At 62.1% G+C, this 19,741-nt stretch carries 20 protein-coding genes and 1 riboswitch; of the genes, 6 read left to right on the forward strand and 14 right to left on the reverse strand.

Annotated features, from left to right (window positions below; all coding sequences use genetic code 11):
* The 14 genes from cobC to KSS96_RS20790 form a co-directional block, all read right to left on the reverse strand.
* On the reverse strand, positions 1-576 hold the full coding sequence (gene cobC / locus KSS96_RS20725; protein WP_065878096.1) for an alpha-ribazole phosphatase family protein: 576 nt from the start codon (positions 574-576) through the stop codon (positions 1-3).
* Positions 573-1,628 (reverse strand): nicotinate-nucleotide--dimethylbenzimidazole phosphoribosyltransferase, encoded by a 1,056-nt coding sequence (gene cobT / locus KSS96_RS20730; protein ID WP_017527576.1) that lies wholly within the window; start codon positions 1,626-1,628, stop codon positions 573-575. Before cobT ends, cobC begins: the two co-directional genes overlap by 4 nt.
* Entirely contained in the window at positions 1,625-2,146 is a 522-nt protein-coding gene (cobU, locus tag KSS96_RS20735; RefSeq protein WP_017527575.1) for a bifunctional adenosylcobinamide kinase/adenosylcobinamide-phosphate guanylyltransferase, read from the reverse strand. The genes cobT and cobU overlap by 4 nt, the downstream gene beginning before the upstream one ends.
* The gene (locus KSS96_RS20740; protein WP_065878100.1) at positions 2,134-3,600 is read right to left on the reverse strand and encodes a cobyric acid synthase; all 1,467 of its coding nucleotides are present in this window, start codon (positions 3,598-3,600) and stop codon (positions 2,134-2,136) included. Before KSS96_RS20740 ends, cobU begins: the two co-directional genes overlap by 13 nt.
* Positions 3,597-4,586, reverse strand: a complete 990-nt coding sequence (gene cobD / locus KSS96_RS20745; protein WP_065878102.1) for a threonine-phosphate decarboxylase CobD — start codon at positions 4,584-4,586, stop codon at positions 3,597-3,599. The genes KSS96_RS20740 and cobD overlap by 4 nt, the downstream gene beginning before the upstream one ends.
* A complete protein-coding gene (cbiB, locus tag KSS96_RS20750; protein WP_017527572.1) occupies positions 4,579-5,487 on the reverse strand; it encodes an adenosylcobinamide-phosphate synthase CbiB in 909 nt (302 codons plus the stop codon). The genes cobD and cbiB overlap by 8 nt, the downstream gene beginning before the upstream one ends.
* The gene (bluB, locus tag KSS96_RS20755; RefSeq protein ID WP_017527571.1) at positions 5,484-6,134 is read right to left on the reverse strand and encodes a 5,6-dimethylbenzimidazole synthase; all 651 of its coding nucleotides are present in this window, start codon (positions 6,132-6,134) and stop codon (positions 5,484-5,486) included. The genes cbiB and bluB overlap by 4 nt, the downstream gene beginning before the upstream one ends.
* Positions 6,131-7,459, reverse strand: coding sequence for a cobyrinic acid a,c-diamide synthase CobB (locus KSS96_RS20760; protein ID WP_217855287.1), 1,329 nt, complete (start codon positions 7,457-7,459; stop codon positions 6,131-6,133). Before KSS96_RS20760 ends, bluB begins: the two co-directional genes overlap by 4 nt.
* Positions 7,456-8,067 (reverse strand): cob(I)yrinic acid a,c-diamide adenosyltransferase, encoded by a 612-nt coding sequence (gene cobO, locus KSS96_RS20765; RefSeq protein WP_065878106.1) that lies wholly within the window; start codon positions 8,065-8,067, stop codon positions 7,456-7,458. Before cobO ends, KSS96_RS20760 begins: the two co-directional genes overlap by 4 nt.
* Before the next feature lie 79 nt (positions 8,068-8,146).
* A riboswitch (cobalamin riboswitch) is annotated at positions 8,147-8,392 on the reverse strand.
* 97 nt (positions 8,393-8,489) lie between these two features.
* Positions 8,490-9,029 carry a C40 family peptidase gene (locus KSS96_RS20770; RefSeq protein WP_017527568.1) on the reverse strand — a complete coding sequence of 180 codons (540 nt, stop codon included), beginning with the start codon at positions 9,027-9,029 and terminating at the stop codon, positions 8,490-8,492.
* Positions 9,030-9,173: 144 nt separating this feature from the next.
* The gene (locus KSS96_RS20775; RefSeq protein ID WP_065878108.1) at positions 9,174-9,803 is read right to left on the reverse strand and encodes a C40 family peptidase; all 630 of its coding nucleotides are present in this window, start codon (positions 9,801-9,803) and stop codon (positions 9,174-9,176) included.
* A 209-nt stretch (positions 9,804-10,012) separates the two neighbouring features.
* On the reverse strand, positions 10,013-10,717 hold the full coding sequence (hda, locus tag KSS96_RS20780; protein WP_017527566.1) for a DnaA regulatory inactivator Hda: 705 nt from the start codon (positions 10,715-10,717) through the stop codon (positions 10,013-10,015).
* 203 nt (positions 10,718-10,920) lie between these two features.
* Positions 10,921-11,994: an AI-2E family transporter gene (locus KSS96_RS20785; protein WP_065878111.1), complete on the reverse strand. Its 1,074-nt coding sequence runs from the start codon at positions 11,992-11,994 to the stop codon at positions 10,921-10,923.
* A gap of 39 nt (positions 11,995-12,033) precedes the next feature.
* Positions 12,034-13,071 carry a DUF2066 domain-containing protein gene (locus KSS96_RS20790; RefSeq protein ID WP_068938079.1) on the reverse strand — a complete coding sequence of 346 codons (1,038 nt, stop codon included), beginning with the start codon at positions 13,069-13,071 and terminating at the stop codon, positions 12,034-12,036.
* Positions 13,072-13,427: 356 nt separating this feature from the next.
* On the opposite strand from KSS96_RS20790, the gene purM reads away from it, so the two are divergent.
* From purM to KSS96_RS20820, 6 genes are all read left to right on the forward strand, one after another.
* Positions 13,428-14,486: a phosphoribosylformylglycinamidine cyclo-ligase gene (gene purM / locus KSS96_RS20795; RefSeq protein ID WP_065878114.1), complete on the forward strand. Its 1,059-nt coding sequence runs from the start codon at positions 13,428-13,430 to the stop codon at positions 14,484-14,486.
* Positions 14,486-15,136: a phosphoribosylglycinamide formyltransferase gene (gene purN / locus KSS96_RS20800; protein WP_017527562.1), complete on the forward strand. Its 651-nt coding sequence runs from the start codon at positions 14,486-14,488 to the stop codon at positions 15,134-15,136. The genes purM and purN overlap by 1 nt, the downstream gene beginning before the upstream one ends.
* A gap of 8 nt (positions 15,137-15,144) precedes the next feature.
* A complete protein-coding gene (locus KSS96_RS20805; RefSeq protein ID WP_017527561.1) occupies positions 15,145-15,858 on the forward strand; it encodes a DUF3108 domain-containing protein in 714 nt (237 codons plus the stop codon).
* Between the two features lie 307 nt (positions 15,859-16,165).
* Entirely contained in the window at positions 16,166-16,354 is a 189-nt protein-coding gene (locus KSS96_RS20810) for a hypothetical protein (RefSeq protein WP_017527560.1), read from the forward strand.
* A 249-nt stretch (positions 16,355-16,603) separates the two neighbouring features.
* Positions 16,604-18,532 (forward strand): IucA/IucC family protein, encoded by a 1,929-nt coding sequence (locus KSS96_RS20815; protein ID WP_217855288.1) that lies wholly within the window; start codon positions 16,604-16,606, stop codon positions 18,530-18,532.
* Positions 18,522-19,733, forward strand: a complete 1,212-nt coding sequence (locus tag KSS96_RS20820; protein WP_017527558.1) for an MFS transporter — start codon at positions 18,522-18,524, stop codon at positions 19,731-19,733. Before KSS96_RS20815 ends, KSS96_RS20820 begins: the two co-directional genes overlap by 11 nt.
* Positions 19,734-19,741 lie beyond the last annotated feature (8 nt).

Raw genomic sequence — 19,741 nt, forward strand, 5'->3', positions numbered from 1 at the left:
TCAGATTCCTTCCTTCAACCCACCATCGGCGGCCACCCGCAGACTGAACAAGCCGCCATGGCCGACCTCCACATTCAGCAGTTGCTCACGGGGCAACCCCCGCGCACGCGCCAGCAGCAAGCGCATCACGCCGCCATGGCTGATCAACAACACCCGCTTACCGGCATAGGCCTGATACAAGCGTGAGACAGCGCCCAGAACCCGCTCAGAAAATTCGCCCACCGGCTCGCCATCGGGCGGCGTAAAGCTGTAGGGATCGGCCCAGAACAGCCCCAGGCCTTCGGCATCGGTGTTCATCAACGCCGCCGCGCTCTGCCCTTCCCAAGCGCCGAAATGCAGTTCTTGCAGATCGTTCTCCAGGCTCACCGGCAGGTTGAACCGCGCACCCAATTCATCGGCGAACCGCGCGCAGCGCTGCAATGGCGAACTGACCACCCGGTCCCAAGGTCCTCGCTGCGCCACTGCGGCGCGCATCTGCTCCCAGCCCCTGACGGTCAATGCGTCGTCCAGGCTGCCACGCAGGCCGCCGCCCAGTTCGGTTTCGCCGTGACGCAGCAGGTCCAGGTGCAAGGTCATGCCGGGCGGTCCGCTACGGCCGCTTCGGCAAAGGTCGCCATTTGCCCGTGCAACGCACAGGCCAGGCGCAGCAGCGGCACGGCCAACGCGGCGCCACTGCCCTCACCCAGGCGCAGGCCCAGGTCGAGCAACGGTTGCGCATCAAGGCTGTGCAACACGTGCCGATGGCCGGGCTCCGCCCCGCGATGGCCGAACAGCAACCAGTCGCGGCACGCCGGGTTCAACCGCGTGGCGACCAGCGCAGCGACGGTGCAGATAAACCCGTCCACCAGCACGACGATGCCTTCCTGGGCGCACGCCAGGTAGGCCCCCACCAATGCGGCAATCTCAAAACCGCCAAGATTGAACAGGGTGTGCAGGGCATCATCGCGCTGCCCGGCGTGCAGCGCCAACGCGCGTTCAATCACGGCCACCTTGTGGCTGACACCGTCGGCGTTCAAGCCCGTGCCAGGGCCGGTCAGGTCACTGGCCTGGCACTTGAGCAACGCACACGCCAGCGCACTGGCGGCGGTGGTGTTGCCGATGCCCATTTCGCCGCCGATAAACAATTGCGCAACGTTTTCACGGGCACGCAGCACGCTATCGCGACCCGCTTGCAGCGCCAATCTGCCCTGGGCAGCGGTCATTGCCGGGCCCTTGACGAAATTGGCGGTGCCGACGCCTATGTTCAGGTGATGCACGCCGGGCAAGTTCAGCGAAGGGTTCACCGTGCCGAGGTCCACCACTTCCAGCTGCGCGCCCAACTGACGCGCCAACACGCTGATGGCCGCACCGCCGGTGACAAAGTTATGCAGCATTTGCCCGGTGACTTCCTGGGGATAGGCCGACACGCCCTCGGCGACCACGCCGTGGTCACCGGCAAAAATAGCGATCCACAGCCGGTCCATCGACGGTTTGACCTGGCCCTGCAAGCCGGCCAATTGCACGGCCAGCGCTTCCAACTGGCCGAGGGAGCCGGCAGGTTTGGTCAATTGCTGTTGGCGCGCCAGCGCCTGCTCGTACGCAGAGGCGTCAATCGCCTTACACGGGTTGAGCCACCAAGTGTCAGTCATAACGCAGTACCTTTCAAAGTCAGGGGCAGGCCGGCAACGGTCAGGACCACGCGCTGACACCGTTCGGCCAAGGCTTGATGCAGCCAACCGGCTTCATCCACATAGCGGCGAGTCAATTCGCCCAGCGGCACGACACCCAGACCGGTCTCGTTGCTGACAAAAATGATTTCACCCGCCAGCGTGCCCAGGCTTTCCAACAATTGCTCGCGCTCGAACGCCAGGCGCTCCGGGTCTTCGAGCATGAGCAGGTTGGTCAACCACAACGTCAGGCAATCCACTAGCAGGCAGCGGCCGGGGGCGGCGTTTTCGCGCAGCACCCGCGCCAACTCGATCGGTTCTTCGATCAAGCCCCACTGCTCGGGGCGACGCTTGCGATGCAAGGCCACGCGGGTGTTCATCTCGCCGTCCAGCGGTTGGCTGGTAGCGATATAAATGACAGGCAACGCGCTGTCGCTGGCGAGTTTTTCGGCGAGGCGACTTTTACCGGAACGGGCGCCGCCCAGGATCAGTTGGTGCATGAGGCGACTCCACACAAGGTGCGCAACAAATCCGTATCCAGGTGGCGCTCCACCAGGTCCGCCAACCGCTCGATGTCGCGCTCGCGCAGGGCGTGGTAATCCACCGCCTGCACGTTGGCCAACCCCGCCCAGCGCAGCAAGGCGCTGCACGCGGCCGGGGTTTCGAACAGCCCGTGCAGGTAGGTGCCGAGGATCTGCCCGTCGGCACTCAGGGCGCCATCGGTACGGCCGTCATCCAAGTGCACGGCAGCGCTCGACAAGGCTTCGCCCGATGTTACGCCGGCATGGATCTCATAGCCGCTGACCTCGGCATCTTCCAGCAACAAGCGACCGCGAACGTTGCGCAGCTGTTTTTCGTGCTCCAGCGTGGTGCTGAACGCCAGCAGGCCCAGGCCATCGCTGGAACCCGCCGGCCCTTCCAGGCCCAACGGGTCGTGCACCTGCTCGCCAAGCATCTGCAAGCCGCCGCAAATACCGAGCACCTTGCCGCCATAACGCAGGTGCCGCGCCACGGCGGTGTGCCAGCCATTGGCGCGCAGATACGCCAGATCGCTGCGCACGCTTTTCGAGCCCGGCAGGATAATCAGGTCGGCGGCGGGTATAGGTTGGCCCGGCCCGACGAACTGCAGATCCACTTGGGGATGCAGGCGCAGCGGGTCGAAATCCGTATGGTTGCTGATGCGCGGCAACACCGGGACCACCACCTTGAGTACCTGCGCGGCCTTGTCGATCTGGCGATGGTCAATGCCGTCTTCGGCTTCCAGGTGCAGGTCCATCACGTACGGCAATACGCCCACTACCGGTTTGCCGGTACGCGCTTGCAGCCAATCGAGGCCAGGCTGCAGCAGCGCGATATCACCGCGAAAACGGTTGATGATGAAGCCTTTGACCCGCGCCTGTTCGCTGGGTGAGAGCAACTCCAGCGTGCCGACCAAATGGGCGAACACCCCGCCCCGATTGATATCGGCGATCAACAACACCGGGCAATCCACCGCCTCGGCGAAGCCCATATTGGCGATGTCGTTGGCGCGCAGGTTGATCTCTGCCGGCGACCCCGCCCCTTCCACCATCACCACCGGGTAGGCCTGGCTCAAGCGCGAGTGGGAAGCCAGCACCGCTTGCATCGCGATGGCTTTGTAGTCGTGATAGGCCACCGCGTTCATGCTGGTGACCGCACGGCCATGGATGATCACTTGGGAGCCGGTGTCGCTGTTGGGTTTGAGCAGCACCGGGTTCATATCGGTATGCGGCGCCAGGTTGGCCGCCTGGGCCTGCACCGCCTGGGCGCGGCCTATTTCGCCGCCTTCGGCGGTCACCGCACTGTTGAGCGCCATGTTCTGCGGTTTGAACGGTGCCACTGCAATGCCTTGGCGCACCAGCCAACGGCACAGCGCAGTCACCAGGGTGCTTTTACCCGCATCGGAGGTGGTGCCTTGCACCATCAGCGTACTCATGCAGCGTCCTTATAGGCAGCCAGCGCCGCGTCGAGGCGCAGCCAATCGACCTCGGTGTCGGGCAGGCCGAAGCGCAGGCTGCTGTCGTGCACAAACAGGCGCAGCAGAATGCCGCGCTGGGCCATGAATTCGTGCATGCGTTCGGCATGCGGAGTGATCAACCATTGGAACAAGGCGCAGCCGCCCTGCGGTTCAAAGCCATGGCGTTGCAGCAACTCGAACAAGCGCCGGCCGGCCTCCAGGCACCGGGCGCGCTGGTGCGCGTGGCCGGCGGTGTCGCGCAGGCACGCTTGGCCAAGCACCCGCGTCGGCCCACTGACCGCCCACGGCCCGACCTGCTCGGCGAGCAACTTGAGCAGCCGGCGCTCGGCCAGCACAAAGCCCAGCCGTACACCCGCCAGGCCGAAAAACTTGCCGAACGAGCGCAGTACAATCAGGCCAACCTGATGGGCCTGGCTCGCCAGGCTCAATTGCGGGGTCACGTCCATAAACGCTTCGTCCACCACCAGCCAGCCGCCGCGCTGGGCCAGCCGCGTGTGCCAATCCAGCAGGCGCTGCGGGCTGAGGCTCAGACCGGTGGGGTTGTTGGGGTTGACCACCACCAGCACATCGAGGCCATCGAGGAAAAAGTCGACTTCCTGCTCCTGCACCTCACGCACCACGTAACCCGCGCGGCGCCAAGCTTCGGCGTGTTCGGCGTAGCACGGCGATAACACGCCGACCTTGCCCGCACGGCGCAGGCGTGGCAGCAACTGGATCGCCGCCTGGGAACCGGGCACCGGCAACACGTGCGCCGCGCCGTAATACTCGCCGGCGGCCTGCTCCAGGCCGTCGTCGGTTTCCGGCAGGCGCGCCCAAGCGCGTAGCGGTATCTCGGGGATCGGCCAGGGCCAGGGCGCAAGGCCGCTGGAGAGATCCAGCCAGTTGGCCTCGGCAATCCCGTATTGAACCGACGCTTTGCGCAGCCGACCACCGTGTTCAAGCATAGAATTGCGCCCCCGCGCATAGGATCAGCAGCCACAGCCAAACGCCGCGCTGCACCAGTTGCCAGCCTCGTTCGATTGAATCGGCATCCGCCGCCGGGCCTTCGCCCAATGGCGGGCGCTGGTGCAGCTCGCCGTGATAAATCGCCGCACCGCCCAATTCGACGCCCAGTGCGCCGGCCCCGGACGCCATCACCGGCCCCGCGTTGGGGCTGTCCCATGTCGGCCCCTGGGTACGCCAGCATTTGAGCGCCAGGGCGGTTTTGCCCAGCACCGCGTAGGTCAAGGCCACCAGGCGCGCAGGAATGTAGTTCAGTACGTCGTCGATTTTCGCCGCCGCCCAGCCAAAGCGTTCGAAGCGCTCATTGCGATAGCCCCACATGGCGTCGAGGGTATTGCTCAAACGGTAGAGCACCACCCCCGGTACGCCAGCGACCACGAACCAGAACAACGCGGCAAACACCGCATCACTGCCGTTTTCGAGCACCGATTCGGTGGCGGCACGGGCTACTTCGGTGCTGTCCAGCTCGCTGGTCTGGCGGCTCACCAGGTAACTCACCCGCGTGCGCGCTTCATCCAGGTCATCGCTGCGCAACGCCTGGGCGACAGGCAGTACATGTTCACCCAGGCTGCGCATGCCGAGGGCACAGTACAGCGCCAGAATCTCCAGCGCCCACCCGATATAGGGCGCCCACGACAGCGCGGTGGCCAGCAGCGTCAACGGCACCACGGCGATAAACCATGCCGTCACGCCATGGCTGCGCCAGCCACGGCCACCGCTATTGAAGCGTTGCTCGATGCGCCCGGCAAAATTGCCGAACGCCACCAGCGGATGCCGACGCCTGGGTTCACCCAGCAGCGCATCCAACGCCACCCCGGCGACACACAGCAAGGCCACACTCATTGACTCGCTCCCCACGTATTCTCATACAACATGTCTTTCAGCGGCCGCGGTTCGGCCCAGCCTTCGAGCTGCAACATCGGTGCCGGATAGAATTCGGCCACCGGCCCCAGGCACAGCACGGCCAGGGGTTTGGCGCCGGGCGGCAGGCCCAGCAGATCGGCCAGGGCCTGGGGGTCGAACAACGATACCCAGCCCATGCCCAGCCCTTCGACACGGGCAGCCAGCCATAGATTCTGGATCGCACAGGACAGCGAAGCCATGTCCATTTCCGGCAAGGTACGGCGGCCGAAAATGTGCCGCTCGCGATCATCCATCAACGCCGCCACCAGTACTTCAGCGCAGTCGTGAATGCCTTCGACCTTGAGCTTCATGAATTCATCGGAACGTTCGCCCAGGGCTTGGGCGGTGCGCACGCGCTCTTCTTCGACCACTTGCTGGATTTGCCCACGCAGGTGGCGGTCGCTGATGCGGATAAAACGCCACGGCTGCATCAAACCCACACTGGGTGCCTGATGCGCGGCCTGGAGCAGGCGATGAAGCAATTCGGGAGCCACCGTACCGCCGCTGAAGTGGCGCATGTCGCGGCGCTCGGCGATGGCGCGGTAGACGGCGTCGCGGTCGGCCGGGGCAAATGCGTTGTCGGTCATGGCCCTATCGAGGGCAAGCCCCCTCCCACATTGGGTGCAAACAAGGCGGCGACCGCTGATGGGTTCGACGGGAAATAAAAGTGCACATAAGAGGCTGTCATCCGCCCCTGTCGGTAAACCGCCTCGGCACCGCGCCCACCGTTAGGGCTCAGGCCACGGGCAATCGGCTGGCACTCGGTGCTGGTCAGGGAATGGTGATACGTGTGCCCACGCAACACGCCTTCCGGCAGTTCGACGCTTTGCAGGGCCAGGGCCGCGAGTTTCTTTTGCATCACCGCATCGCCCGGTAAAAGGCCGAGCAGTTCGGCACGGTTGCCGTCGACGTCGGTGAGCGAGTCCAGCAGGTAGAGCATGCCGCCGCATTCGGCGAGCAACGGCTTGCCGGCGGCGTGGTGGGCGCGGATGGCAGCGAGCATCGGGGTATTTTCCGACAGCGCCTGGTGGTGCAGTTCCGGGTAACCACCGGGCAGATAGAGGCTGTCGGCGTCGGGCAGTGCGTGATCATGGATCGGCGAAAAGAAGCTCAACTGAGCCCCCATCGCTCGCAGCAGGTCGAGGCTGGCGCCGTAGGTGAACGCGAAGGCTTCGTCACGGGCGACGGCGATGCGCACGCCCTTGAGCAATGGCTCCGCCTCGATCACCTGCGGTGCGGCGAAGGCCACCGGCGGCGGCAGCGCGACTTCGCAACTACCGCCCAGGGCTTGGGCGGCGGCGTCCAGGCGCATATCGAGATCATTCAATTCGCTGGCCTGCACCAGCCCCAGGTGACGACTGGGCAGCTCGATACCGGTCTCACGTGACAACGCGCCGTACCAGCGCAGGCCTTCGGTGAGGCTGCCTTCGAGCAACTGCGCATGGCGCAGCGTGCCGACGCGGTTGGCCAGTACCCCGGCAAACGGCAGGTCCGGCTGATAGCGCGCCAGGCCCAATGCCAGCGCGCCAAAGGTCTGGGCCATGGCGGTGCCGTCGATCACGCCCAACACCGGCACGCCGAAGTGCCGCGCCAGGTCGGCGCTGGACGGCGTGCCGTCGAACAGGCCCATCACGCCCTCGATCAGGATCAGGTCCGCCTCCCCCGCCGCTTCCCACAACAAGCGGCGACTTTCCTGCTCGCCCACCATCCACATGTCCAATTGATAAACCGGCGCACCGCTGGCGCGCTCATGGATCATCGGGTCCAGAAAGTCCGGGCCGCATTTGAACACGCGCACGTTGCGCCCCAGGTTACGATGCAAACGGGCGAGCGCGGCGGTGACGGTGGTTTTGCCCTGGCCGGACGCCGGAGCGGCGATCAATACAGCCGGGCAATGACGGGGCGGGTTCACAGTTCGACGCCCTTCTGTGCCTTGATACCGGCCTGGAACGCATGCTTGAGCATGCCCATTTCAGTGACGGTGTCGCCCATTTCGATCAACTCGGGCTTGGCGCCACGGCCGGTGACGACCACGTGTTGCATCGGTGGGCGGGCTTGCAGGTCGCTCAGAACATGATCGAGGTCGAGGTAGCCATGCTTGAGGGCAATATTGAGCTCATCCAGCACCACCAGGCCAATGGACGGGTCTTGCAGTAATTGGCGCGACACGGCCCAGGCGGCTTCGGCGGCGGCAATATCGCGCTGCCGGTCCTGGGTTTCCCAAGTGAAGCCTTCGCCCATCACGTGAAAGCGCACTTGCTCGGGGAAACGGCGGAAAAACAATTCTTCGCCGGTACTGTTACGCCCCTTGATGAACTGCACCACGCCGCACTGCATGCCATGGCCCATGGCGCGGGCGAGCATGCCGAATGCCGAGCTGCTCTTGCCTTTGCCATTACCGGTGAGCACCAATAGCAAGCCGCATTCATTGGGTGAATTGGCGATGCGCTCGTCGATCACGGCTTTTTTGCGCAGCATGCGTGCCAGGTGGCGTTCATCGCGGTCGGGGGTATCGGTCATGGCAGCTCTCCGTTGGGGCTGAACAAAAACGGCGGGCAGGGAAAAGAAAAAACAGACAGCCAAGCATCGCCCACCGTGATGCTGTTGGATGATCCTGGCCGGTCTCCGGGCTCATGAGTGGCGTTCTGAAGCGAACAGGCCGACGCTGCGCCTTCCCATATCGCGAGCGATACAGTGGCTCAATGCAGGGTCTTGACTCATTTACCGTTGCGGGGGCAGCGCCGGAATTGCGGCGGCGCTGTGTATAAGCGCGCTCACTCACCGGCTTCCCTGTTTCACTCTGTCGACCCACGGGTCACAGAGCACCTGGAACAAGCGGCGAAGGTTAGTGGGTTGGAGGGCTAGCTGCAAGCGTCAAGCCTAAAGCTACAAGCAGGCATTGCGCCGTCTTGCAGCTTTAAGCGTGCAACGTGGCATTGATTCTAAGGATTACGCGCCAGATTGCCCGGCAATACGCGCTTGGCACTCAGGTAAGCATTCTGCCAATACGCTTTGGACAGGGTGTCCAGTTTCACCGTGCCACCGGTTTGCGGCGCATGGACAAAGCGACCTTCACCCACGTAGATCCCAGCATGGCTGACCTGCGAGCCACCACCGGTGGCGAAGAACAATAGGTCGCCGGTTTGCAGGTTCTGCTCGCTCACATCCTGGGCGCGCATCACGATCAGCTCGCGCGTGGTGCGTGGCAGGGAAATGCCGGCGGCGTCGCGGTAGACAAAGCCGATCAGGCCGCTGCAATCAAAACCGGAGTCTGGCGTGTTACCGCCCCAGCGATAAGGCGTGCCGACCAGGCCCAGCGCACGAAAGAGCACGTCTTCGGCAGCAGGCGAAAAGTTCTGGGTGGAATAATTGAACACCGGCTTGGGCTTGACCGCGATGGGCGCGGGCGGCGGTGTGCGGCTGGCGCAGGCGCTGAGAAGCGCGGCGCAAACAATTAGAATCAGGCGGGCCGAGGTCGACATGTGCAGAACAATCCTGGTCTGGATGCGGCTTTCGCTGCCGAACGCTGAAAACCAGAACGCGCAAGCAAAGCTCGCGCGAACGGGTTACAACAATATCCAGGGATTCTAGCGCTTACGCGTCAAACTTCAAGTATCACTTTAAGTTTACTTACTGGCGGTAACCGTAGTCGGGGCCATGGCGAGTGCGCGCTTGGCTTCGATGAAGGTTTTGCTCCAGTAGCTGTCACCCAGGCTGTCGACTCGCACACCGCCACTGCGACGGCTGCTGGAGTGGATAAACTGGTTGTCACCCAAGTAGATACCGGCGTGACTGACACGACCACGGCCTGCCGTACTGAAGAAAAGCAGATCACCGGGCTTGAGGTTGTTGCGTGCGACCAACGGTGCTTTCACGTTGATCATTTCGCGCGTGGAGCGTGGCAGGTTCATGCCGGCTTCTTCGCGAAACAGATAGCCGATAAAACCGCTGCAATCGAAACCGGCTTCGGAGGTACCTCCGAAACGGTAACGGGTACCGATCAGGGACATGCCGCGTTCTAGGATACTGTCGGCCAGAACTGGAAGCTGGTAAGGCTTGTTGCCGGAGAAATCGGCCAGTTCTTTCTCGGTTGCCAGCTCTTCTTCATAAACGGAAGCAGACTGCGCAGCGACGAATTTTGCCTGGGACTGTTGTTGAGGCTTCTGCTGCTCTGCCACTTGTTGAGGGTGGGAGGCGCAACCAAACAACAGGGTAACGAGTGCGAGAGGCACGAGGGGTGCGAAGCGATTTAGCATGGGCACGACCGTGGCTGATGTGTAAAGAAGCCGAGACTATGCCCTCTATCACATCGATTTGCAAATTCAATCGTGCGCTATGTGACTTCGCGATTGGACCGTGACATCTAAGCCCTGATTCCAATTAATGACGTAAATGCGTAGCCCGCCGGGCTCAGACGTAGGTTTTCTGGCGCCTGAAAAGTGCCGAATCGTGACAAATCAACGTGTTACCAACCCAACGTCTCTTTGAGAAAAGGGATCGTCAATTTTCGTTGCGCCTGCAAAGAGGCCTGATCGAGCTGCTCAAGCAAATCGAACAAGGCGCTCATGCTGCGGGTACCGCGGGTGAGGATAAAGTGCCCCACTTCGTCGGTGAGGTGCAGGCCACGACGGGATGCACGCAATTGCAGGGCGCGCAGCTTGTCTTCGTCGGACAGGGGGCGCATCTGGAAGATCAGCGCCAGGGTCAGGCGTGACTTGAGGTCGGCCAACTTGACCGGCAATTCCCGAGGCGACGTGGCGGCGGCAATCAGCAAGCGCCGGCCGCTGTCACGCAAGCGATTGAATAAATGGAACAGCGCCTCTTCCCAATCCGCCTTGCCGGCGATCACCTGCAGGTCATCCAGGCACACCAGTTCGTACTGTTCAAGGTTGTCGAAGATGCCGATGCCGCGATCCATCAGCTCAGCCAACGGCAGGTATACCGCCGGCTCACCCATTTGCTCGAAGCGCAGGCAGGCGGCCTGCAACAGGTGGGTACGCCCCACGCCATGCTTGCCCCACAGATAGATCAGGCTTTCAGTCCACCCGGCGTCGGCTTCGCAGAGCCGCTCGACATAGCCGAGTGCAGCGGCATTGGCGCCTGGGTAGTAATTGATAAAGGTGGCGTCATCACGCAGACGCACACCTAAGGGCAGCTGAATCGGTTTCATGCTGACTGAACGGCTCCCATCGAACCGTTAGTGGCCTCTGTGTAAAGTTTGCAAAGTTTATACCCGTGAAGCCGGGCGCACAATGCAGCAGACCACAAGCAAAATCAAAGGTTTGCGTTAACTTGCCGGTTTTTTGCGGTTTGTTTGACGGCACAGGGCCATAAACGCCAAACCCGGCCGAAGCCGGGTTTGTGACGCCGCGATTACAACTCGGGGTCTTCGACGCCCGTGTACACCTCGGAATCCTTGTACAAATCATGTACATGGCGCACCAGCACCATAATCACCGCCGCCACCGGCAGCGCCAGGAGGATGCCCGTAAAGCCAAACAGCTCGCCGCCCGCCAGGATCGCAAAGATCACCGCCACGGGGTGCAGGCCGATTCGATCGCCCACCAGCAATGGGGTGAGCACCATGCCTTCCAGGGCCTGGCCGACCATGAATACCGCAACAATGCCCAGCATCGGGTAAAGGTCACCGCCAAACTGGAACAGCCCGGCCACCAGCGCCGCACCGATACCAATCACAAACCCCATGTACGGCACGATGGCGGCCAAGCCAGCGATCAGGCCGATCAACAGGCCCAGCTCCAAGCCTATCGCCATCAAGCCGGCGGCGTAGATGATTCCCAGTGCCAGCATCACCAGCAACTGCCCGCGCACGAACGCCCCGAGCACTTCATGACACTCACCGGCCAGGGCGACGATGCGCTCCTCGCGGTTGCGCGGCAGCAGGCTGCGGATCTTGGCCATCATCACATCCCAATCGCGCAGCAAATAGAACGCTACCACCGGGATCAGCACCAGGTTGGTCAGCCAGCCGATCAATGCCAGGCTGGAGGCGGTGGCCTGGCTGAGGATCACACCCACGATATCGGTGGTCTGGCCCATATGTTCGCTGATCGCCGCCTTGACCTTGTCGAACTTCCAGAAGCCGTCCGACAGCCCGAGCTTGGCCTGGGCCCACGGCATCGCCGTGTGTTGCAACCAGTCGAGCATCTGTGGCGCCAGTTCATAGAGGCGGAACAATTGCTTGGCCAACATCGGCACCAGCACCAATACCAACGCGGTGATGATCAGGGTAAACAGCGCGAACACCGCGACAACCCCCAAGGTCCGCGACAGCCCGGCCTTCTCCAGGCGATCCACCACGGGATCGAACAGATAGGCGAGCAACAACGCAACCAGGAACGGCGTCAGGATCGAATGCAGCAAGAACACAAAAACGCACAGCAGGACAATCCCGCCAAGCCACACCCAACGACGCGTATCCGCCATACACCACTCCATGCTTCTATCTATATAAGGAAGAACTGTTTACCAACGAAACCGCAGTTGCGCCTGAGGCTCAGGTGCGGCGGGCGGTTGCGCGCCTGGCGCTAACGGTTGCGGCGCAGGCTCGCCCGCGGGAATTTCCTGCAACTTGGCCAGGCTCAACTGGGTGCGCAACTGATCGGCGCTGCCATTGACGCGATACACGATGCGATCGCCCTCCACACGCAGCGGCTGGCCACCAAACGGCTCAAGCAAATGCCCCAGCGCCGCATAGCGTTCCAGGGTCATGCCCTGCACTTGCAGCAATTGTTCGGTGCTCACGCCCGGCTTGACCGCAAAACGCGGCGCCAGCTTTTGGCTGATCGCCAGCATCACCGCGTCGGCCACGGCGCCGGTATCGGCACCTTGGGCGGTGCCCTGCTCGCTCTTGTCACCCAGCCACAGGCGCCATTTGGCTTGCCATTGGTTGCCTTCCTGGCGCGCATGTACCGCCAGCAAGGCGTCGGCACCGTAACGTTCGGAAGCGGCGCGCAAGGGGGTGGCATCGGCGCTTTCCAGGTTCGGCGCGGTGGCCACGACCTGCTCGTCCAGATCCCCCAGGGGCAGGCGCAGCGGCAAACCGCGATGTTGTGCCGCGCGGCGCAGGGCCTGGGCAACGCTCTGGCCATCGCCTACCAGGCTGCTGCCTTCGGTGGAATCGTTGAGCCACCAGCCGAGGATCGACGGCCGATTGCTGCCCCAGATCGACAGGCCCGCGTCACGCAGGGCGCGGTCGGTGCTGACCGGATCGAAGTCCACTTGCAGGCTCTCGGGCGGCCCGGCGTCATAGCCATATTGGGTGATGATTTGCTGCGGGTCCTTGCGAATCGCCGCCAGGCCCGGGCCTTCGGCGGCTTTGGCGTCGCCGGTCAGGCGGATCACCATCGTCTGCACCGCACGCTGGGTGGCCTGATCGCGCTCTTGCGGCGATTGGCTGCTAACCGGTTCAAGTACTTGATACAGGCCATTGAGGGTTTCGGCATGACTCGCCAGGCTGACCAACGACAAGCAGCCCACAAAGAAGAATTTACACAGACGCATGGAAGATTCCCGAACGACAAATTTAGCGGCTGGAACAGACCGCATGATCTCGGTTTGCCATGGCTGTGACCATGGCGACCGACAAAACATTCACAGGGCCTCGGTAAGTTTTCGCGCCGTCATAACGATAGCGGGTTCAAGGCTATACCTTAATACGGCCCGAAGCAGAGCCGATTAGCATTTTTTTAACGCGCTTTTTTCAGCTATATAGCCCTGCCCGTCGGCCCGAGGATGGCCGCTGCCCCTCAAGCCTGATAAAATCGCGCGCCTTCGCAGACCGTCAACGGCTGGGCCTTTTACCAAAAGCGCCTGCCCGCTCGGTCGTTACCCAGAAATCCCCCCTAAAGGCCTGGATCATGAGCAAGCAACCCTCCCTGAGCTACAAGGACGCCGGTGTAGACATCGACGCCGGTGAAGCATTGGTCGAACGCATCAAGAGCGTCGCCAAGCGCACTGCGCGCCCCGAAGTCATGGGCGGCCTGGGCGGTTTTGGCGCCCTCTGCGAAATCCCGGCCGGCTACAAACAGCCTGTATTGGTGTCCGGCACCGACGGCGTGGGCACCAAGCTGCGCCTGGCACTGAACCTGAACAAGCACGACAGCATCGGCATCGACCTGGTGGCCATGTGCGTCAACGACCTGGTGGTGTGCGGCGCCGAGCCGTTGTTCTTCCTTGACTATTACGCCACCGGCAAGCTCAACGTCGAGACCGCTACCCAGGTAGTGACCGGCATTGGCGCGGGTTGCGAACTGTCGGGTTGCTCGCTGGTCGGTGGCGAAACCGCCGAAATGCCCGGCATGTACGAAGGCGAAGACTACGACCTGGCTGGCTTCTGCGTCGGCGTGGTAGAGAAAGCCGAAATCATCGACGGCTCCAAAGTGACGGCCGGCGACGCCCTGCTCGCCCTGCCATCGTCCGGTCCGCACTCCAACGGTTACTCGCTGATCCGCAAGATCATCGAAGTGTCCGGTGCCGACATCGAGAATATCCAGCTCGACGGCAAGCCGCTGACCGACCTGCTGATGGCCCCGACCCGCATCTACGTCAAGCCACTGCTCAAGCTGATCAAGGACACCGGCGCGGTCAAGGCCATGGCCCACATCACTGGAGGCGGCCTGCTGGACAACATCCCGCGCGTGCTGCCAAAAGGCGCCCAGGCGATTGTCGACGTAGCCAGCTGGCAGCGTCCTGCGGTCTTCGACTGGCTGCAGGAAAAAGGCAACGTCAACGAAACCGAAATGCACCGCGTGCTGAACTGCGGCGTGGGCATGGTGATCTGCGTGGCCCAGGAGCACGTCGAAACCGCGTTGAACGTATTGCGTGAAGCCGGCGAGCAGCCTTGGGTCATCGGCCAGATCGCCACCGCTGCCGAAGGCGCGGCTCAGGTTGAACTGAAGAACCTCAAGGCTCATTAATGTCTCAGACCTGTGATGTCGTGGTGCTGCTTTCCGGCACCGGCAGTAACTTGCAGGCCCTGATCGACAGCACGCGCACCGGCGACAGCCCGGTGCGCATCGCTGCGGTGATCTCCAACCGCAGCGACGCCTATGGCCTGCAACGCGCCAGAGACGCGGGTATCGAAACCCGCTCGCTGGATCACAAGGCTTTCGAAGGCCGCGAGGCCTTCGATGCCGCCTTGATCGAACTGATCGACGCCTTCAATCCAAAACTCGTGGTACTGGCCGGTTTCATGCGCATCCTCAGCGCTGATTTCGTTCGGCACTATGAAGGGCGCCTGCTCAATATCCACCCTTCCCTGCTGCCCAAATACAAAGGCATGCACACCCACCAGCGCGCACTCGATGCCGGTGACAGCGAACATGGCTGCAGCGTGCATTTTGTCACCGAGGAACTCGATGGCGGGCCTCTGGTCGTACAGGCAGTGGTTCCGGTAGAGTCTGACGACTCGGCGCAGACGCTTGCGCAACGGGTCCATACCCAGGAACACAGGATTTACCCGCTGGCGGTACGCTGGTTTGCCGAGGGGCGATTGATTCTTGGTGACCAGGGTGCATTATTGGACGGTCAGCTACTCGCGGCCAGCGGCCACTTGATTCGAACCTAGGAGATTTTATGCGTCGCGCCTTGCTCTTCGCTTTCGCTCTGTTTGCCTTGCCTGCCGTGCAAGCGGCAGACCTTCACCCTTTCTCCGCCAGCTACACCGCCGACTGGAAACAGCTGCCCATGAGTGGTTCGGCTGAACGCAGCCTGACCAAGAATGGCGACGGTACGTGGACCTTGAATTTCAAGGCCTCGATGATGATCGCCAGCCTGACCGAAACCAGCGTCATCCAGTTTGACAAGGACGCCCTGCAACCCAAGAGCTACAGCTTCGAGCGCGGCGGCCTGGGCAAGGCCAAGAAGATCAACCTGGACTTCGACCAGACCGCTAAGAAAGTCACCGGCTTTGAAAACAAAGACCCGGTCAACGTGCCCCTGCAAAGCGGCATGCTCGACAAGTCGACCTACCAACTGGCGCTGCAGCGCGATGTGGCGGCCGGCAAAAAGAGCATGAGCTACAACGTGGTGGAAGGCACCGACGTCGACACCTACGACTTCCGTGTGATCGGCCCGGAAAAGGTCCAGACCAAGGTCGGTTCCATTGATGCGATCAAGGTCGAGCGCGTGCGCGACCCGACGCAAAGCAAGCGCATCACCCAGATGTGGTTTGCCAAGGACCAGGGCGGCATTCTGGTTGCATTGCGTCAGGTGGAAACCGACGGCAAGGAATACAACATCATGCTGCAGGACGGTACCGTTGACGGTAAGGCCGTCAAAGGCAGCTGATTGCGCAGATGAGCTGAACCGGAGCCTCGCTGAATGCGGGGCTTTTTTTCGCCTGGATATTTTGTGTTGAAGCTTCTACCGCCATCGGGAGCGAGCCCCTCCCAGTTTTGGACTGCGAACACTTTTAAATGTGGGAGGGGCTTGCTCCCGATAGCGGCGGCATGACCCACCCAGCCCTATCAAGCTGCCATACAACATGAAACTTCTGTCATAAACCGTCAAAGCCGTTTACTTAGCAAGCTAACAAATCATATAACAAAGGCCTGCGACGACTTGCCGCAGGTCCACCAGAGATTGGAGCAAGCAGATGACTGTAAAAGTAACTGAACGCGACGACGAACATATGTCCCACGAAGCCTTGGGCCATGGGATTCACATCTGGGATGTACACCAACAAGACCTGCTGGTCGGCATGTTCCATAACGAGAGCGACGCTCATAATTATAAAAACGAGCTCGAAGCCCTTGAGATGCAACGTCAGCCGCAAAGCTCCTGAAACGCTGAAATCGCGCCAATGCCCAGGCCCCACGCAGCCTGGGCACTGCAACCAAAAAACCCGTCTTTGAACGGGTTTTTTGCTTTTCCAAGCCCCCTGCTCCCCCGCATGAGCGCTGCAACCGCTCTAAAACACGGCCCAGGGGAAATGTTTCCAACAAATATATGTAACAACAAATAGACAATTGGTAATGGTTCTCGATAACATCCCGGCGCGTTTTACCTAGCCCCGCGAATAAGGAATTCGATTGTGACGCACGGAAACTGCAGGACGCCGGAGATTTCATTGCTGGAACGTTGGACGCAGGCACTTGCTACCCCACAGTTTCAAACCGATCGCATCTCCCTCGACTCATTGGTCTGCACGCTGGCCCCCGCCGCCGAGCGCAGCTTTCAACGCTTGGTCCAGGCACTGTTTCGTGAAGGCCTATTGGCCTGCGACGCCCTTGCTTACAACGAGCGCGGTCAATGCTCGCTGGCACTCCCGGACCACAGCCACCTGCGTTTCGATCACCTTGTTCCCGGACGCATGGGCAGTTGGGACCTGCGCGGTCACGTCACCCTCTGCCGCGCAGATCAGCCTGCACAAAAAATTCAGTTCCCTTCGCAGCTGTTGACGCTGCTCAACGGTTGCCTTGAATCGCCCGCCACCTCAGAGGGACTGGCCCGGCTCAACACAGAGATCGACGACAGCTTCGTCAACGACACCCTGTGCCTCGCCTTCCATGAGCAGTGGACACTCAAGCTGCACGCCGCCATGGCCCCTGCGCATCAACACAACCTGCTCAGCCATCTCAAGCACGACCCTAGCGTCAGCAACCCTACCTCGGTGCTTGAACAGTGGGGCACGCTGGGCCATCCGTGGCATCCCAACTACAAAACCAAACTGGGTTTGAGCACGCACCAGGTCATCGACTTTTCGCCGGAATTCGAAGCTCGTTTCCCCGTGCTCCTGTGTGCGCTGCACCGCCAGTTCGCGCATGTCGAGACATTGGCCGGTACGGCGGATTATTGGCCGTGGTGGCAACACCACTTCCCACAGGCCGCCCAACAACTGACCGCGCAGTTGGCATCCCAGGGGCTTGAGGCCAGCGACTATCTTCCATTGCCGGCCCACCCTTGGCAGGCACGCCAGGAATTGCCGCAACTGTTCGCCAACGAAATTGGCGACCGCCTGCTGGTGCTGACCGACATCGTCGCGTTCAACGCCCACCCCACCATGTCCTTCCGGACCGTGCTGCCCGAGGGCCGGCGCGACGCGCCGATGGTCAAACTGCCGGTTTCACTGCGACTGACCAGTGTGCAGCGCACTGTTTCACCCCGTTCGGCCCGTATGGGCCCGCGCATCAGCCATCTGTTGCAGACCATTTTGAAGCGCGAGCCTGCGATTCAGAAAATGCTCAGCATCGTTCCCGAGCGCATCGGCGTGCACTTCAAGCCTCAGCCCGCCAATGACGAAAGCTCCCGCCACTTGGCCGTGCTCTACCGCGACAACCCGCTGAGCCTGCTCGCGCCCGGCGAAATGGCCGTGCCCGTGGGCAGCCTGTTTGCCATCGACCAGCATGGGCAACCCCTGCTGAGGCAATGGGTACGCCTGAGCAAAGGCATTGACGACGCGGATGCGATGCTCGCCTTCTTTCGGGACTACGCCGCGATCACGGTGCCGGCGCTGCTGGGTATGTACCTGCGCTACGGTGTGGCTTTCGAGGCCCATCAACAAAATGCCTTTATGGTCATGGCGGCGGATGGGCAACCGAACCGCCTGTTGTTGCGTGACTTCGGTGATATCCGGATCGACCGCAAGACCTTGCACGCCCAAGGTCTTGACATCGAACTGCACGATCCCAAGATGACCCTGTACGACGACGCGAGCTTCGTGCGTGACAAGCTCTTGCACACGGTCTTCATGTGCCATCTGGGAGAGCTGGTGTTGCTCAGCGCCCGCTACTTCGATATTCCCCAGGCGTTGCTATGGGATGAACTGTCGGCGCAGGTCAGCCAGTGTTTTGATGATTTGCGCAGCCAAGTCGAACCGCAGCGCTGGGAGACTGAACGCAAAGCGCTGCTGGAGCAGGACTGGCCGGCCAAGTCGTTTATGCGCATGCGCTTGCTTGAAAGCCATGCCGACATTGTGGGTCGCCTGCCGAACCCGCTGAGCAGCCTCGCCCGTGCAGGCTAACCACACTGCGCTACGCCTGCTGGTGGTGATTCAGTTGGTGTCCATGGGGGCCATGGAAATGAGCGGGCCGTTCTGGCCGCTGCAAATCCAGAAGCTGCTGGGAGTTGCCGACGCCCACTACACCGGCCTGCTGTCGTCCCTGGTATATGCCGGGCCGATGATGGCGGCGATGCTGCTCACGCCGATGTGGGGGCGCCTGGGTGATCGTACCGGCCATAAGCCGATGATCATCCGGGCATTGCTGGCGCTGGCGGTGTGCCAGGCGTTGGCTGCCTTCACCACCGACCCGTGGCTACTGGTGGCCATCAGAGTGGCACAAGGTGCACTGGCCGGCTTCATTGCCGCGGCCCAAGCCTATGCGCTGGCCTGCTGCGGCGATGGCGGGCGCGGCCACATTTTGGCGCGCCTGCAATCGGCCACCGCCGTGGGCTCGCTGGCCGGGCCAGTGCTGGGCGGCTGGCTGATGGATATCTCGGGCTTCGCCCTGCTGTGCTACAGCGCTACCGCGGTCTGCTTGTTGTGCGCGGTGATCAGCCTGTTCTTGCCGGGCGATACGCAGCACGTGCGGCCGGCGCGTACCACGCCCGCCAGCGCGCTGCCCAAGGGCTGGCTGGGCGCAATGCTGGGAATCATCGTGCTGATTCAAGCCGCCAAGATGATGCCGCAACCGTTTTATGCCCTATACGTCGCCGACGTATTACACGCCCCGGCGTGGCTGATCGGTGCCAGCTATGCCGCCAGTGCGCTCACCCTGGCAGTGTCCGCTCCGTTGTGGGGGCGCCTGTTCGACCGTCATCAGCCGGCGCAGACGCTACGCATCATCGAATGGGTCACGTGGTCCTGCGCCCTGACGTTGGCCTTGACGGCGATCGCAAGCGAATGGCTGGGGTTCCTCGCCAGCCGGTTGATATGGGGCGTGTGGCAAGGCGCTTTGTTGCCGGTCGCGTACACCCTCATCGCCAATACCGTGGCGCCCAGCCAACAAGGTTTCGCGCTCGGCCTGGGCAACAGCGCCGCCAAAGCCGGCGCGCTGTGCGGCGTCCTGATCGGCGGTATCGGCATGGGCCTAGTCGGTCTGGCTCATAGCTTCTGGCTGGTAGCACTCACGTATGCCCTGGCCGCCCTGGGTATCCGCGCAATCCGTTCGTTCACCCGAACGCCCGAAACATCGCGTTTTTCTGTCAATACTTCTAATAACTGAAAGGCAAG

Source organism: Pseudomonas asgharzadehiana (assembly GCF_019139815.1).
Taxonomy (GTDB): domain Bacteria; phylum Pseudomonadota; class Gammaproteobacteria; order Pseudomonadales; family Pseudomonadaceae; genus Aquipseudomonas; species Aquipseudomonas asgharzadehiana.

Coding starts and splice junctions, on each gene's coding strand:
- KSS96_RS20740 (WP_065878100.1), bottom strand. CDS start 3,600: ATGAGTACGCTGATGGTGCAAGGCACCACCTCCGATGCGGGTAAAAGC.
- KSS96_RS20775 (WP_065878108.1), bottom strand. CDS start 9,803: ATGCTAAATCGCTTCGCACCCCTCGTGCCTCTCGCACTCGTTACCCTG.
- cobO (WP_065878106.1), bottom strand. CDS start 8,067: ATGACCGATACCCCCGACCGCGATGAACGCCACCTGGCACGCATGCTG.
- purM (WP_065878114.1), top strand. CDS start 13,428: ATGAGCAAGCAACCCTCCCTGAGCTACAAGGACGCCGGTGTAGACATC.
- purN (WP_017527562.1), top strand. CDS start 14,486: ATGTCTCAGACCTGTGATGTCGTGGTGCTGCTTTCCGGCACCGGCAGT.
- KSS96_RS20790 (WP_068938079.1), bottom strand. CDS start 13,071: ATGCGTCTGTGTAAATTCTTCTTTGTGGGCTGCTTGTCGTTGGTCAGC.
- cobD (WP_065878102.1), bottom strand. CDS start 4,586: ATGCTTGAACACGGTGGTCGGCTGCGCAAAGCGTCGGTTCAATACGGG.
- cobU (WP_017527575.1), bottom strand. CDS start 2,146: ATGCACCAACTGATCCTGGGCGGCGCCCGTTCCGGTAAAAGTCGCCTC.
- KSS96_RS20810 (WP_017527560.1), top strand. CDS start 16,166: ATGACTGTAAAAGTAACTGAACGCGACGACGAACATATGTCCCACGAA.
- KSS96_RS20785 (WP_065878111.1), bottom strand. CDS start 11,994: ATGGCGGATACGCGTCGTTGGGTGTGGCTTGGCGGGATTGTCCTGCTG.
- bluB (WP_017527571.1), bottom strand. CDS start 6,134: ATGACCGACAACGCATTTGCCCCGGCCGACCGCGACGCCGTCTACCGC.
- KSS96_RS20805 (WP_017527561.1), top strand. CDS start 15,145: ATGCGTCGCGCCTTGCTCTTCGCTTTCGCTCTGTTTGCCTTGCCTGCC.
- hda (WP_017527566.1), bottom strand. CDS start 10,717: ATGAAACCGATTCAGCTGCCCTTAGGTGTGCGTCTGCGTGATGACGCC.
- cobC (WP_065878096.1), bottom strand. CDS start 576: ATGACCTTGCACCTGGACCTGCTGCGTCACGGCGAAACCGAACTGGGC.
- cobT (WP_017527576.1), bottom strand. CDS start 1,628: ATGACTGACACTTGGTGGCTCAACCCGTGTAAGGCGATTGACGCCTCT.
- KSS96_RS20770 (WP_017527568.1), bottom strand. CDS start 9,029: ATGTCGACCTCGGCCCGCCTGATTCTAATTGTTTGCGCCGCGCTTCTC.
- cbiB (WP_017527572.1), bottom strand. CDS start 5,487: ATGAGTGTGGCCTTGCTGTGTGTCGCCGGGGTGGCGTTGGATGCGCTG.